At 53.8% G+C, this 14,835-nt stretch carries 8 protein-coding genes; 6 read left to right on the top strand and 2 right to left on the bottom strand.

All coding sequences use genetic code 11. The annotated features are described in order from the left end of the window. Nucleotides 1-428 precede the first annotated feature (428 nt). The 6 genes from QL234_RS03605 to QL234_RS03580 all read left to right on the top strand — a co-directional run bounded on the left by QL234_RS03605 (nt 429) and on the right by QL234_RS03580 (nt 11,650). On the top strand, nt 429-4,865 hold the full coding sequence (locus tag QL234_RS03605; protein ID WP_281556478.1) for a T-complex 10 C-terminal domain-containing protein: 4,437 nt from the start codon (nt 429-431) through the stop codon (nt 4,863-4,865). Between the two features lie 168 nt (nt 4,866-5,033). Further along, the gene (locus tag QL234_RS03600; RefSeq protein ID WP_281556477.1) at nt 5,034-5,177 is read left to right on the top strand and encodes a hypothetical protein; all 144 of its coding nucleotides are present in this window, start codon (nt 5,034-5,036) and stop codon (nt 5,175-5,177) included. A gap of 288 nt (nt 5,178-5,465) precedes the next feature. Further along, the gene (locus QL234_RS03595; RefSeq protein WP_281556476.1) at nt 5,466-7,436 is read left to right on the top strand and encodes a GAF domain-containing protein; all 1,971 of its coding nucleotides are present in this window, start codon (nt 5,466-5,468) and stop codon (nt 7,434-7,436) included. A gap of 4 nt (nt 7,437-7,440) precedes the next feature. After that, complete coding sequence (locus tag QL234_RS03590; protein WP_281556475.1) at nt 7,441-9,522, top strand: HlyD family efflux transporter periplasmic adaptor subunit; 2,082 nt, start codon at nt 7,441-7,443, stop codon at nt 9,520-9,522. Further along, a complete protein-coding gene (locus QL234_RS03585; protein ID WP_281556474.1) occupies nt 9,513-10,313 on the top strand; it encodes an efflux RND transporter periplasmic adaptor subunit in 801 nt (266 codons plus the stop codon). The genes QL234_RS03590 and QL234_RS03585 overlap by 10 nt, the downstream gene beginning before the upstream one ends. Before the next feature lie 14 nt (nt 10,314-10,327). Next, the gene (locus QL234_RS03580; protein ID WP_281556473.1) at nt 10,328-11,650 is read left to right on the top strand and encodes a TolC family protein; all 1,323 of its coding nucleotides are present in this window, start codon (nt 10,328-10,330) and stop codon (nt 11,648-11,650) included. Nucleotides 11,651-11,679: 29 nt separating this feature from the next. Here QL234_RS03580 and QL234_RS03575 read toward each other — a convergent pair whose 3' ends face one another. After that, the gene (locus tag QL234_RS03575) at nt 11,680-13,326 is read right to left on the bottom strand and encodes an AMP-binding protein (protein ID WP_281556472.1); all 1,647 of its coding nucleotides are present in this window, start codon (nt 13,324-13,326) and stop codon (nt 11,680-11,682) included. Nucleotides 13,327-13,387: 61 nt separating this feature from the next. After that, complete coding sequence (locus QL234_RS03570; protein WP_281556471.1) at nt 13,388-14,833, bottom strand: coniferyl aldehyde dehydrogenase; 1,446 nt, start codon at nt 14,831-14,833, stop codon at nt 13,388-13,390. Between the last annotated feature and the right edge of the window lie 2 nt (nt 14,834-14,835).

The following is a 14,835-nucleotide window of genomic DNA, read 5'->3' as shown; positions in this document are numbered from 1 at the left end:
TTCTGCTTTGCCAAGCCACTGACAGCAGCGGCTTAAACCGACTATTCCCCCGGCTTTTCAGGCAAATATAAATTTCTTCGATTTTATTGGCCAAAACACTGGCAAGGCGATTGTTTTGGGCTAAATTTGAAGAACTGGTGTACAAGTCGTAATCAGATTCTATATGACGTTTATTCGAATCAAGGGATGCACTGCTCTGTATAATGAAGCACGCAACTGAGTGTTTCAGAATGAATAAACCTTAAGCCTTATTAATGACCTTAAAAGATTGTCGTTTTTGAACAGAGGGTTCCCCTCAGTACCCTGTTCAAGTCGTAAACTAACTGAAAACTTGTTTAATTTTAACGCTTTGGCCGATATGAATAACAGGTAGGTTCAGCACATGTTTTACCCGGCCGGGGCTACAATTTTTCATAGGAAATGGAAACATGGCAAAGAAACAACCCTCTAAAAAACTGAAAACCAAGGTCGAGTCTCAGGTATCTAAACTCGAAGACCGCATCGCCCCGGGTGGCATAGGCGGTCTGGTAGGAGATTTAGGCGCAGATACCACTACCGACGATACCGGCACGACAACAGACCAGCCGCCGGCGGCAGACACCACCTCAGATGCCCCTCCCGCAGATGATACGCCTCCCCCGGGTGACATGACCGGCGAGCAGGAAACGGTATATACCGACAACGGAGACGGCAGCGGCTCAGCCGTTTATCCCGACGGCAGTGTCGAAACCTGGGAGGCCGACGGCAGCGGCAGCTGGGACGACGGCATGGGCAATTCCAGCAGCTGGAATGCCGACGGCTCAGGCACCTGGCAAAGCAGCGATGGCAGCAGCGGCAGCTATAACAGCGACGGTTCCAGCACCTGGACCAATTCTGACGGCAGCAGCGGCAGCTATAACCCCGACGGCTCCGGCAGTTATACTTCCGCCGACGGCGTGACCGAAACCTGGGATGCCCAGGGCAATATCACCTATACCGATGCCGCAGGCAATGACATGGGCGACGGCGGCACGGGTGTGGTCACCGGCGATGACGGCACCGAATATAATTACGACAGCGACGGCTCCGGCTCTGCGGTCTCCCCGGACGGCACGGTCGAAACCTGGAACAGTGACGGCTCCGGCTCTATCGCGTATGCCGATGGCTCCATGGAAACCTGGGATGGCCAGGGTGGCGGCAGCTGGGATGATGGCCAGGGCAACTCCAGTACCTGGAGCAGCGACGGCTCCAGTAGCTGGACCAGCAGCGACGGCTCAAGCGGCAGCTACAGTAGCGACGGCAGTTCCACTTATCAGGGAGCCGACGGCTCCTATAGCACTTCCAACCCTGACGGCTCCGGCAGCTGGGGCGACGGCCAGGGCAACTCAGGTACCTGGAACAGTGACGGCTCAGGCAGCGAAACCTATGCCGACGGCTCCTCCAGCAGCTGGGCCCCCGACGGCAGCGGCAGCTGGGATGACGGCCAGGGCAATACCAGTACCTGGCACAGTGACGGCTCCGGCAGCTGGACCAGCAGTGACGGTTCAAGCGGCACCTATAACAGTGACGGCTCCAGCAGCTGGACCAATAGTGACGGCAGCAGCGGCAGCTATAACAGCGATGGCAGCGGCAGCTACACCTCAGCCGACGGCACCACGGAAAGCTGGGATGCCATGGGCAATGTCACCTACACCGATGCTGCAGGCAACGAGTTAGGCGATGGCGGCACCGGCACGGTCACCGCCGATGACGGCACTACCTATACCTATAACGAAGACGGCTCCGGCACCGCCACCCATCCCGACGGTACGGTAGAAACCTGGAACAGCGACGGCTCAGGTTCAATCGCCTTCAGCGATGGCTCGGTGGAAACCTGGGATGGCCAGGGCGGCGGCAGCTGGGATGACGGCCAGGGCAATTCCAGTACCTGGAATGCCGATGGCTCCGGCAGCTATACCGGTAGCGACGGCTCAAGCGGCACCTGGTCAGCCGACGGCAGTTCCAGTTATTATGCCGCCGACGGCTCCTACAATACCTACAATAGCGATGGCTCCGGCAGCTGGGGTGACGGCCAGGGCAACTCAGGCACCTGGGCCGCCGATGGCTCCGGCAGTGAAACCTATGCCGACGGCTCTTCCAGCAGCTGGAACAGCGACGGCAGCGGCCATTGGGATGACGGCATGGGCAATTCCAGTACCTGGAATAGCGACGGCTCCGGCAGCTGGACCAGCAGCGACGGCTCAAGCGGCACCTATAACAGTGACGGCTCCAGCAGCTGGACCAATAGCGATGGCAGCAGCGGCACCTATAACGCCGACGGCTCCGGCAGCTATACCGCAGCCGACGGCAGCAGTGAAGTATGGGATGCCCAGGGCAATGTCACTTATTATGACGTAAACGGCGATACCAGTACTTATGATGAAACCGCCGGGGTGGTAACCGGCGATGACGGCACCACCTATACCTATAACGAAGACGGCTCCGGCAGTGCCGTTCACCCTGACGGCACGGTGGAAACCTGGAACGCGGACGGCTCAGGTTCGATTGCCTTTGCCGATGGCTCGATGGAAACCTGGGATGGCCAGGGTGGCGGCAGCTGGGATGACGGTATGGGCAACTCCAGTACCTGGCATGCCGACGGCAGCGGCAGCTTTACCGGCTCAGACGGCAGCAGCGGTTCCTGGAGCTCAGACGGCAGCTCCACCTACACCGGGGCCGATGGTTCCTACAGCACCTACAATGCCGATGGCAGCGGCAGTTGGGGGGACGGCCAGGGCAACTCAGGTACCTGGAATGCCGATGGCTCCGGCAGTGAAACCTATGCCGACGGCTCTTCCAGCAGCTGGGCCCCCGATGGCAGCGGCAGCTGGGATGATGGCATGGGCAATTCCAGCACCTGGAATAGCGACGGCTCCGGCAGCTGGACCAGCAGTGACGGCTCAAGCGGCAGCTATAACAGCGATGGCTCCAGCAGCTGGACCAATGCTGATGGCAGCAGCGGCACCTATAACGCCGATGGCTCCGGCAGCTATACCTCAGCCGACGGCACTACAGAAACCTGGGATGCTCAAGGTAATGTCACCTACACTGATGCCGCAGGTAACGAGTTAGGTGATGGCGGCACCGGCACGGTCACCACCGATGACGGCACCACCTATACCTATAACGAGGACGGCTCCGGCAGCGCCGTACATCCTGACGGCACGGTGGAAACCTGGAATGCGGACGGCTCAGGTTCGATTGCCTTTAGCGACGGCTCGGTAGAAACCTGGGATGGCCAGGGCGGCGGCAGCTGGGACGATGGCATGGGTAACAGCAATACCTGGAGCAGCGACGGCTCCGGCAGCTGGACCGGCAGCGACGGCAGCAGCGGCAGCTGGTCCGCCGACGGCAGTTCCACCTACACCGGCGCCGATGGCAGCAGCAGTACCTATAATAGCGACGGCTCCAGCAGCTGGACCAGCAGTGACGGCAGCAGCGGCACCTACAATGCCGATGGCTCCGGCAGCGAAACCTATGCCGACGGCTCCTCCAGCAGCTGGGCACCCGATGGCTCCGGCAGCTGGGATGATGGTATGGGCAATACCAGCACCTGGAACAGTGACGGCAGCGGCAGCTGGACCAGTAGCGACGGCAGCAGCGGTACCTACAACGCAGACGGCTCCAGCAGCTGGACCAATGCAGACGGCAGCAGCGGCACCTATAACAGCGACGGCTCCGGCAGCTATACCTCAGCCGACGGCATCACGGAAACCTGGGATGCCCAGGGCAATATCACCTATACCGACGCCGCGGGTAACGATCTCGGCGACGGCGGCAGCGGGGATGTGATCGGCGATGACGGTACCCAGTATACCTATAACGAAGACGGCTCAGGCACCGCCACCCACCCTGACGGCACGGTGGAAAGCTGGAATGCCGACGGTTCAGGCTCTGTCGCTTATGCCGACGGCTCAGTGGAAACCTGGGATGGCCAGGGCGGCGGCAGTTGGGATGACGGTATGGGCAATACTAATTCCTGGAGCAGCGACGGCTCAGGCAGCTGGACCAGTAGCGACGGCAGCAGCGGCAGCTGGTCCGCCGACGGCAGTTCCACCTATACCGGGGCCGATGGCAGCAGTAATACCTATAATAGCGACGGCTCCAGCAGCTGGACCAGCAGCGACGGCAGCAGCGGCACCTACAATTCCGATGGCTCCGGCAGCGAAACCTATGCCGACGGCTCCTCCAGCAGCTGGGGCAGTGACGGCAGCGGCAGCTGGGATGACGGCATGGGCAATACCAGTACCTGGAATGCCGATGGCAGCGGTAGCTGGACCAGCAGTGACGGCAGCAGCGGTACCTACAACGCAGACGGCTCCAGCAGCTGGACCAATAGCGACGGCAGCAGCGGTACCTACAACAGCGACGGCTCCGGCAGCTATACCTCGGCCGACGGCACCACGGAAACCTGGGATGCTCAGGGCAATATTACCTATACCGATGCCGCGGGTAACGATCTCGGCGATGGCGGCACAGGTGATGCCACCGGGGATGACGGTACCCAGTATAGCTATAACGAAGATGGTTCAGGCACCGCCACCCATCCTGACGGCACAGTGGAGAGCTGGAATGCCGATGGCTCCGGCTCTGTCACTTTTGCCGATGGCTCGGTAGAAACCTGGGACGGCCAGGGCAACGGCAGCTGGGACGACGGTATGGGTAATACCAGCACCTGGAATGCCGATGGCTCCGGCAGTTATACCAACGCCGATGGCAGCAGCGGTTCCTGGTCAAGCGACGGTAGTTCCAGCCATACCGAAGCAGACGGTACCACCTGGCAGTATAACCCTGACGGCAGCGGCAGCGTGACCTATGCCGACGGTACAACAGAGCAGTGGACGTAATAACGAGGTCCCTGCGCTTTAATATTGAACACAGGATTTAGCGCAGGGGCAAAATTTTAACCAAGCTTTACACGATAAACTTAATGTTTTATGCAACGTTTTTTATGCAGAAGATAAATGAAATGTTGTTTACCACAAGCTTTACTTAAATACCCAAGGAGAATGGATATGACTATTCCACAAAACAAACTGAATGAAGTAAAAACAGCGGCAAGCGCAGCCATGGCACGCTCTAAAGCAAGACAGGCACAGATTACCGCCAATGTACATCAGATCAAGGCCAAACAGGTCACTAACCGCCCCCGGCCTTAACCGCCAACCGGGTGGCGGATAAATAGCCGCCGCCCCGATAAACTTCAGACTTACCGGAACAGTACTTGTTCTGGTAAGTCTTTCTTTCATTTGACTATTGATTGAGCTACAGGTCTTATAACTAGTCTTACTAACAGCTTTATTACCAGTCTTATTCTCAGCTTTTTATGAGTTTTGTTATCAAGTGAGTCATTAGTTAATTTTAATGGTAAATATCATCTATTCTTAAAGACATCGGAACGAATTAGTCTTCACTTTTAATGCCTTAAGCGGCAGGGCAAAGCAACTTTGGACGCTCAACAACAACAAATACGTCAACTGGAAAAAACCATCAAGCGCTTGACGATTTCACGCCAGCTTTTACAGGAATTTATCAGTAATGTAAAAGGGGTGAAACAGCTGGTGGCGATCGTTTTTGACCGGGTATTGGAAGCCCTGGATGCAGAGTCCGGCTCTTTGTGGTTAGTGGATAAAGCAAAAAACCAGAATGTCTGCCACCTGGCCAAAGGCACCGCGAAAAACCGGGTGATCGGCCTGCGTTTACCTTTTGGTGTCGGCGTGGTCGGCGCCGTGGTCGAAAACCAGCAACCTGAGCTGATCATGGATTGCGGCAAAGATCCCCGCTTTAATGCCGAAGTCGATAAAAATACCGGCTTTATCACCCATTCGATGATTTGTGTGCCCCTGACCGTCAGTAACGAGTCCTACGGCGCCATCCAGGTGATCAACAAAAAAAGCGGCGTTAACCACAGGTTTGATGAAGAAGACTGCGAGCTGGTAAAAGAGCTGGCGGTTGCCGCTTCCCTGTCGATGAGAAATGCCCGTCTGCTGGAAGTAGAAAGCCTGGTCAAGGAAATGAATATCCTGATGACCATTTCCAAGGAAGTGGTCGCCACTTTGGATATTGAACAGGTACTCGATTATGTCGTCAATAAAACCAATGAACTGGTGGAAATCACCGGCGGCGCCATTGCCTTATGGGATGAAAACCGCAAGGTACTCAAACTCAGGGTATTATCCGGCGGCGAGGCCATAGACATCAAACAGGAAAAACAGCAAGAGCAACTGGCCCTGATGGAGCAAATCAGAACCTTAGGGCGCAGCTCTTATGTTGCCGATCGCCTCAGCTATAAAAAAACCCTCAAAGGCGGCGCTAACGCCTGGATCAACTACCTGGAAAAACATGAATTAAATGCCTTTTGGGCGGTGCCGCTCGAAGACGATGAAGGTATCCTGGGGGTGCTCTGGTTTGAAAGCGATAAATCCCATTTTGCCGGCCAGGGCAAAACCGACTTATTGCATATTCTCGCCACCCAGGCCACGGTTGCCCTGCGCAATGCCAGTTTATTTAAAAGTATCCCTTTTAGCGCTACCTTAAGCAATATCGGGCAAAAAGGGCAAAAAATGCTCGCTACCGGCAAGAAAAAATCCCTGACCCTGATCTTGGCCTCGATATTACTACTCGAAGTACTGCATTACGCACCTTTTTTCCGCTTTGTTTCCGGCCAGACCATAGTCGAAGCCAGGCTCGGCGTCGGCGCTTTTTTGCCCGTAGCCGGGCGGGTGGAAAACATCCTGGTCAAAGAAGGGCAAACAGTGAAGTCTGGGGATATTATCGCCAAACTCGACCCCGCCCTGCCCAGGCTCACCCTGGTAGAAGCCGAGGCAAAACTGGCCATTTTAGACCGGCAAATAATCGAAGCCCGGGCGGAGTCTGATGCCGCCTTAATGAGCAAGTCCGCAATCGAACGGGCCGCGGTAAACGCCCAGGTGGTCAAAGCCAGATACGATTTGGAGCAGGTCAATATCCGCGCCCCCATAGACGGCATCGTTTTAACCCCGAGACCGCAGGAATTAACCGGACGCTATTTTGCCTTAGGGGAAGAAATCATGCGTTTCGTCAACCCAGAAAACCTGCTGGTGATCGTCCATATCCCGGAAACCGATTTAACCGACATCGAAGTCGGCCAAAGGGTCAAAGGCGTTATGCGCTCCCAGCCGGGTGAATACTTTACCGGTATTGTCCGCCATATCGGCCAGGCCTATGAAACCCCCAATACCGTGCTCGAGTCTACTTCCGAGCTCGAAAGCGAGGAAACCAACACCGGCTTTATTGCCGAAGTAGAAATTGCCCATGCCCCCTACCAGCTGCGTCCCGGCATGACCGGACAGGCCATAATCACCACGCCGAAAACCTCAGCCCTGGTCAAAATATGGCGCCGCATCAGCAACTTCTTTGCTTTTAATTTCGGCTGGTAACGCCATGGAAGCCATTATTCCGCCACCGCTGAGGCTCGATTTAAAAATCCGTGAACTGGTGCAGCGGGGGAAAACCACTTATGTCATCAAAGAGCCTGATAAACAGGAGTATTATCATTTTGATCAGGCCCAGTACCAGATGCTGACCCTGTTTGATAATAAGCAAACCCTGGAGCAGCTGGTGGAAACCTTTAACCGGCAGTCACAGCAATATGAATTTGACCTCGAAGCCCTGCAGGATATTTACGACTCCTGCAAAGACTTACATTTGCTCAAACGCAGCCGCCAGGAAGAAACCGCCGCTTTGCTGGAAAGAAACCGGGAAGAGCGGCGAAAAAAGATCTTGCAGGCCAAAGGCAGTTTGCTGTTCCTGCGTTTTCATCTGGTTAACCCCAATGCTTTTTTTGACCGCATTATCGACCGCATCCGCTTTTTATGGACACCGACCGCGGTACGCTGGCAAATCAGCTTAGTGGTCATCGCCTTTGTTTTGGTCCTGTTTCAGGGGGAGCGATTTTTACAGGACTTCAACCGTATTTACCTCAGTAACCAGGGGAACCTCGGCGGCCTGCTCGCCATCTGGTTTATTGCCCTGGGGGCCATCGCCCTGCACGAATGCGGCCATGGCCTCACCTGCAAGCATTTCGGCGGCGACGTGCACGATATGGGCTTTTTATTTTTGGCATTCCAGCCCTGCCTGTACTGCAATGTCAATGATGCCTGGCTGTTTGAGCATAAACGCCATAAAATTTATGTCGCCCTGGCCGGTGTCTGGGTCGAGCTGTTACTGGCGGCACTGGCTGCCCTGCTATGGCTGTTAATCGATGTCTCCAATCCTTTGGGTTTTGTCGCTTTTGTCCTGATGACCATCAGCACCGCCAGTTCGCTTTTTATTAACCTCAATCCGCTGCTCAAGTTTGACGGCTACTATATCCTCACCGATATGCTGGAAATGGAAAACCTGCGGCAAAACTCCACCGCCTGGTTTTCCTGGTCCATTAAGCGCCATATACTGCGGCTTGATACCGAGCCGCCGCTCAGTCCTTCGCCGCGGGAAAAACGCATTTATCTGATCTATGGCGGCCTGGTCGCCCTGTATATGGCCATTATTCTCAGTGCTATCGGCATCATAGGTTATGGTTTGGTTTCCAGGGAGTTCGGCTTTTTTGCCAACCTCGGCTTTCTCTATCTGTTTTACCTGTTGATGAAAAAACTTACCGGCACTTGGGGGGAAACTTTAGTGCACTGGCATAAAACCTTTTTCTGGAGTTCCAGCAAGCGGCAAAAACGCACCCTTGGCGGCCTGTTGCTGGTATTGCTGGTACTGATTTTCTGGCAGCCCCAGATGCGTATCCGCTCAGAGGGTATCATAGAAAGCACCCGGGTGACCCTTTATGCCCCGCAAAACGCTTTTGTGACCTATGTCGGTTATGATCAGCAAAGACAGCTGGCGACAATGCAGAAGCCCTTGCTTTTATCCCTGTCTTCGCCCGAGCTCAACCTGACCCGAAAAGCCTATCTGGCGGAGCAGGCGGCACTGAGGTTACAACAAACCATAGCCCTGTCGGAAAAAGAGCAGGCCAAAAACCGCCAGCTGCTGATACAGCTGGCGCTGATCCGGGACAAACTCAACCAGGTGGACAATCAGCTCAGGCAGCTGGATATCTACCCTCCTCCCGGCCACTGGCGGGTGGAAGGCATGCCGCCGCAGGCACTGCAGGGACGTTTCTTCGAGCAAAACGGCGAAATATTAACCATGGTGGATGCTACAGAGCGCTATATCGATGTCATTGTTGACCAGCGCGATGTTTACCTGCTGCAAACCGGCAATTTGGGGCGGATAAAACTGACCGGCAGCCCGGCCGAGATCTACCGGGGGAAAATTACCACCATCTCGCCGGTGGCCACCCTGGAAGATGTCGAACAAAGTTTCAAGGTCAGGATGCAGCTGTTACCGGCAGAAAATGCTCCCCCGGCGCCGCTGGGGCTATCGGGTGATGCCCTGATCTTTGGCGAGCACCAGCCGCTTTGGCGGCATATTTTCCATGAAATCAGAAAAATACTGCGGGCAGACTTATGGTTATAAAAAGACTTATTCCGGCTTATTTCCTGGTAGTCGGCTTGACCTATCTACTGACGGCAATACCGGCGTATGCCGCCGGAAAAATCGACCCCAGCATACATTTACGCGGCGTGGTACTGCCCGGCGAACAAGTCAAAATCGCCTTTTCCCAGGGGGGGCTACTACTGGAAATGCTGGGCAACGGCAAGTCAGCGGCCAAGGGGGAGATACTGGCACGCATTGATGATAACAAGGCCAGGGCGGATATGCACAAGAACCAGGCCCTGATGCAGTCGGCAGCGTCTGCCCTGAAAGCGGCTGAGCATAAACGCAATAAAACCGCGCGCCTGGTCAAGGAAAACATTCTCTCGGATATTGCCCTGGTTGAAGCCGACTTTGAGATTGAGATGGCCAAATCCAAAGAAGAGGCCGCCCGGGCGCAGCTGGCGTTGTCAAAAATCGCCCTGGCCAACTGCGTCATTCACGCCCCTTTCGACGGCACCATAGTCACACAGGATGCCAGCATCAACGAATGGGTCAAATCAGGCACCCCTATTATGGAATATGCGACATTAAACCAGCTGGTACTGTCCATCGATGTTCCCCCTGACTTTATTCAATACCTGAGTCCGGGACAGGAAACCGCTATTACCATCAACAAGCAGGTGGTGGGCAAGGTACACTTAAAACAGATCTTTCCCCATATCGACCCCGCCAGCGGTTTACGGCGCATCATCTGGTCTGTGCAGGCAGACAATAACCAGATCTTATCGGGTCGCTATGTCGAATTAGAAAACTGGTTGCCGCAGCAATAACGGGGAAACAGGATATGACCATAGCCGGTTCCATCAATTTACTTAAGCCGATTAAGCTTCTCATTAAGCTGGCACTGCTGTTCAGCACCGGCCTCAGCGCCATAGCCCAGGACAGCGCCAAACTCAGCTTTGAGCAAATTACCGAACTGGCCTTTAAGCAAAACCCGATATTGCTGGGGCAGCAGGAAAATAGCTATGCAAAAGATGCCAGCGAAAAAGCAGCCTTTCGCCAACTCTTGCCCAACTTTTCAGCAAGCAGCAGCGGGGAAAAAGTGCTCCAGGGAAATGCCGCCGATACCCCGGATGATACCTTGTACTCCGCGCGATTAACCTTGTCACAACCCCTGTATCGTCCCGCCCTGTTAGCTAACTATAAAAAATCCGCCCTGGACCAGTTAGACGCCCGGCTCAATCTGGCGCGCACCCGGGAGCAGCTGTTATTTGATCTCAAAAGCGCCTGGTACCAGTTATTAACCGCCCAGCTGCTGGTGGCCGAGTCACAAGAATCCCTGGAACGCCTCAAACAACACCAGGCCAATGCCGAGCATATGTACGCCAATGCCCTGATCTGGAGTAATGATGTATTGCAGGCCAAGGTCAGGGTCTCCAGCGGCCTCCAGGAGTTGCTGGTCAGTAAAAATAACGTGCTCGATGCCAAACGCCAGTTGAATATTTTGATGGATCGTGAAATCACCTTTGCCTTTAATACCCGGGGGCAGCTTGACTACAGCCCGGTAAAGTGGCGTTATCAGGATGCCGTCAATTATACTTTGGCCCACAGGGCCGAGCTGAAACAGACACAGCTCGACATTGATATTGCCCGAGAAGATCGTAATATCGCCAAAGCCGATATGAAACCCAGCCTGGATCTCAACCTGCAGCGTGGCTCCAGCGCCTTTAACTCAAGTTTTGATAACTCCATTACCGAAACCCAGGTGACTTTGTCGCTGCAGTGGAATTTCTGGCAATGGGGGAAAACTTCACAGCAGGTTGCCGCCGTTGACTACAATCTTCGCCGGTTAGCTTTAGATCTGCGGCAACAAAAAAACCAATTCCAGGCAGATGTCCACGCCGTGTGGCTAAAATTACAGGAGGCAGACAATAACCTTAAGGTATTGCAACAATCGCTGGCGCTGGCCAAAGAAAATTTCCGCGTCAGCCAGATACGCTACAAGGAGCAATTGGGCAGCTCCAATGACGTGCTCGATGCCCAGGACCTGCTCACCCAGACCCGGAGTAATCATATCCAGGCCCTGGGGCAATTTTTAACCGCCAAGGCCGAGCTCGATTATGTTATCGGGGTGCCGGTCAATGCCCAGGGCCAGCTGCAACCTTAAAAAGCCGGCCTGGCAACTGACCTGATGTTTTAACGCAATTCCCGGCGCAAGACCTTGCCTACCGTGGATTTTGGCAGTTCCTCAACAAAATGATATTCTTTTGGCACCTTATAGGCACTGAGCTGACTGCGGCAATAGGCGGTGATCTGCTCGGCGATCAGGTATTCGGCAAAATCCGGGGATTGCGGATCATTTTCTTCCAGCACAATATAAGCACAAACTTTTTCCCCCGAATGTTCATCGGCATGTCCCACCACCGCCGACTCCAAAATTTTCGGGTGCAGCGCCAGCACTTCCTCAATTTCATTGGGATAGACATTAAAGCCGGACACCAGGATCATGTCTTTTTTGCGGTCAACAATTTGTACCCGGCCATCCTCATGGATAAAGCCAATATCGCCGGTTTTAAAGAAACCTTTTACCAAGGCCTGTTCACTGGCGCGGGCTTGCTGCCAGTAGCCGGACATTACCTGCGGCCCCCGGGCGACAATTTCCCCGGTTTCACCTCTGGCTAAAACCCGGTTGTCTTCATCCCAGATTTCTATCTCGGTATCAATTAACGGCCAGCCTATGGTGCCGAGTTTTTCTTTACCCGGGGTATTAAAGCACAGCACAGGCGAAGTTTCCGATAAGCCGTAACCTTCGGAGATGGTACAGCCGGTAAGCTGGTGCCATAAGTTGGCGGCATTTTGCGTCAGGGCGCTGCCGCCGGATATCGTCAGTTTTAACCGGGAAAAGTCCAGTTGCTTAAAGCCGTCATGGTGACATAAGCCGACAAACAAGGTATTGATACCGGTAAAGCTGGTAAAAGCATAGGGCTTGATTTCATTGACAAAAGCATCGAGATCCCTGGGATTGGCGATCAGCACGTTATGGGCCCCCTGAGACGCCGCCAGTAACAGGTTCACCATAAAGGCGTAAATATGATACAGGGGTAAGGGGCAAATATAGATATCTTCTCCCGGCTGCAATACCGGCGCAAACCTTTCATGGGTCTGCTGGACATTCGCCGCCAGATTAGCGTGACTGAGCATGGCCCCTTTTGACAATCCTGTGGTACCGCCTGTGTATTGTAATAAAGCGAGTGCTTCCAGGCTTTCCGGCTGAACTGCCCGGGGCGCCTGCGCTTTACCCAAAGCAAGAGCGCCGTTAAAACTGCAAAGCGAGACAGGAGCCGGCAAGTTGTCCAACAGCTCCTTGCTGAGCAAGTTAGCAATATCCTGCTCACCGGTCAGTAAATCATCGGTTTTGGTAACGATCAAGGTTTCAAGCTCAGTATCAGCGATTATTTCCGCGAGCTTTGGCACCACATCCCCATAGGCAATAATGCCTTTAACCCCGGCGTCGCTGAACTGGTGCGCCATCTCCCGGGTGGTGTATAAAGGATTGGTATTAACGATCACTAAACCCGCAGACATGGCGGCATAAGCGGCAATCGGAAACTGGATAATATTGGGTAACTGTATGGCAATACGATCCCCCGGCACCAGCTTAGTATGATTTTGCAGGTAACTGGCCAGTGCCCGTGATTGCTGCTCGACTTCCTTAAAACTCAGGGTTTGCCCCAAACAGCTAAACGCCGGTTTGTCGGCGAACTTGGTCATGGCCTGTTGCACCAAATCAAATACGCTGTTAAGGCCGTTTAAATCTACCCCTGTACTGCTGTTATTACTCATATCAAATCCTTTCAAGTCCTTGTCGTTATTGTTATATCCGTTGCTAATATGCTCTACACCACTAGCGTAAAAAGAGTTTATAAATCAGTTTATGTACCAGTTTGTCATAAGGGGGAAAGGCCAGACTGGAGCTATTGCGCTTGCCTTTTTTCAGCACAGATTTTGCCTTCGATAAGGTCAAAAAGCCTTCATGGCCATGATAATGCCCCATACCGGAAGGCCCTACGCCGCCAAAGGGCATATCATCCTGCGCCACCTGCATTGCCGATTCATTCAGGCAGACACCGCCGGCATGGGTTTGCTGCAGCACTTTTTGCTGGACCTGTTCATCAAAACTGCACAGGTATAACGCCAGCGGTCTGGGCCTGTCATTGACATAAGTGATGGCGTCATCGAGTGAATCATATTCAACAATGGGCAACAGCGGACCAAAAATTTCTTCCTGCATCAGGGTCATATCATCACTGACCCCGGAAACCAAGGTCAGGGGAATTTTCCTTTGCTCCTTGCAGGCAGCGCCGCTATCGTCGCCGAGCTCGATAATTTCCGCACCTTTTTCTCTGGCATCTTCGAGCCAGGCCGTTAACCGCTCAAACTGCGCCTCATTGATAATACTGGTGTAGTCCTTATTATTGGCAATATCCGGGTACATCTTGCTGAACCAGTCGGCAAAGGCCTGCTTAAGCTCTTCAATACGTCCCTTAGGACATAAAATATAATCCGGGGCAACACAGGTTTGCCCGGCATTAAGGGTTTTCCCTAAAATCAGCCGCGAAACCGCGTCTTTTATCGCTATGGTGTCATCGATAATGGTGGGGGATTTCCCCCCCAGCTCTAAGGTTACCGGAGTTAAATTCTGTGCCGCCGCCGCCATCACCATTTTGCCGACCCGGGTTGAACCGGTAAACAGCAAGTGATCAAACGGCTGGCGGGAAAAGTGCGCCGCCACATCCGGGCCGCCGGCGATAATCGCCACCTTGTCCTGTGAAAAAATACTGCCCAACATTTTCGACAATACGGCATTGGTTTTCGGGGTAAATTCAGACATTTTGATCAGGGCCCGGTTGCCGGCGGCCAATGCCGTGGTTAACGGCCCTAAAGATAAGAACAGCGGATAATTCCACGGGGTAATAATACCGATCACTCCCAACGGCTGGTACATCACGTAACCACTTGCCGGCTGGAACAACACGCCGACATGGCGTTTGGACGGCTTCATCCATTTTTTCAGACGTTTTATCGCATAGTTGATACCCATCACGGTTGGCATCAGATCCGCCATTTTACTGTCGTCTAAGCTGCGGCAGCCAAAATCTTCAGATAAAGCCTGTACCAGCTCTTGCTGATGGCCAAGCAGGGCTTTTTTCAGCTGCTGTAAATCATGAATACGGTCATTGGCCTCTAAATAAGGCTGTTGTTTAAATGCCGCTTGTTGTAATTGAAAAACGTCATCCACCAGGGTGATTTGTCCCCTGTCGTCCGCTTGGGTATACGAATTACTTGCCATAA

It is taken from the genome of Thalassomonas sp. RHCl1 (genome assembly GCF_947387555.1).
Taxonomy (GTDB): Bacteria; Pseudomonadota; Gammaproteobacteria; order Enterobacterales; family Alteromonadaceae; genus Thalassomonas.
This window is presented reverse-complemented; position numbering and strand designations above follow the sequence as displayed.

Excerpts from the sequence above, each read along its gene's own strand:
- QL234_RS03605 (WP_281556478.1), top strand. The coding sequence starts at position 429 with ATGGCAAAGAAACAACCCTCTAAAAAACTGAAAACCAAGGTCGAGTCT.
- QL234_RS03600 (WP_281556477.1), top strand. The coding sequence starts at position 5,034 with ATGACTATTCCACAAAACAAACTGAATGAAGTAAAAACAGCGGCAAGC.
- QL234_RS03590 (WP_281556475.1), top strand. The coding sequence starts at position 7,441 with ATGGAAGCCATTATTCCGCCACCGCTGAGGCTCGATTTAAAAATCCGT.
- QL234_RS03585 (WP_281556474.1), top strand. The coding sequence starts at position 9,513 with ATGGTTATAAAAAGACTTATTCCGGCTTATTTCCTGGTAGTCGGCTTG.
- QL234_RS03580 (WP_281556473.1), top strand. The coding sequence starts at position 10,328 with ATGACCATAGCCGGTTCCATCAATTTACTTAAGCCGATTAAGCTTCTC.
- QL234_RS03575 (WP_281556472.1), bottom strand. The coding sequence starts at position 13,326 with ATGAGTAATAACAGCAGTACAGGGGTAGATTTAAACGGCCTTAACAGC.
- QL234_RS03570 (WP_281556471.1), bottom strand. The coding sequence starts at position 14,833 with ATGGCAAGTAATTCGTATACCCAAGCGGACGACAGGGGACAAATCACC.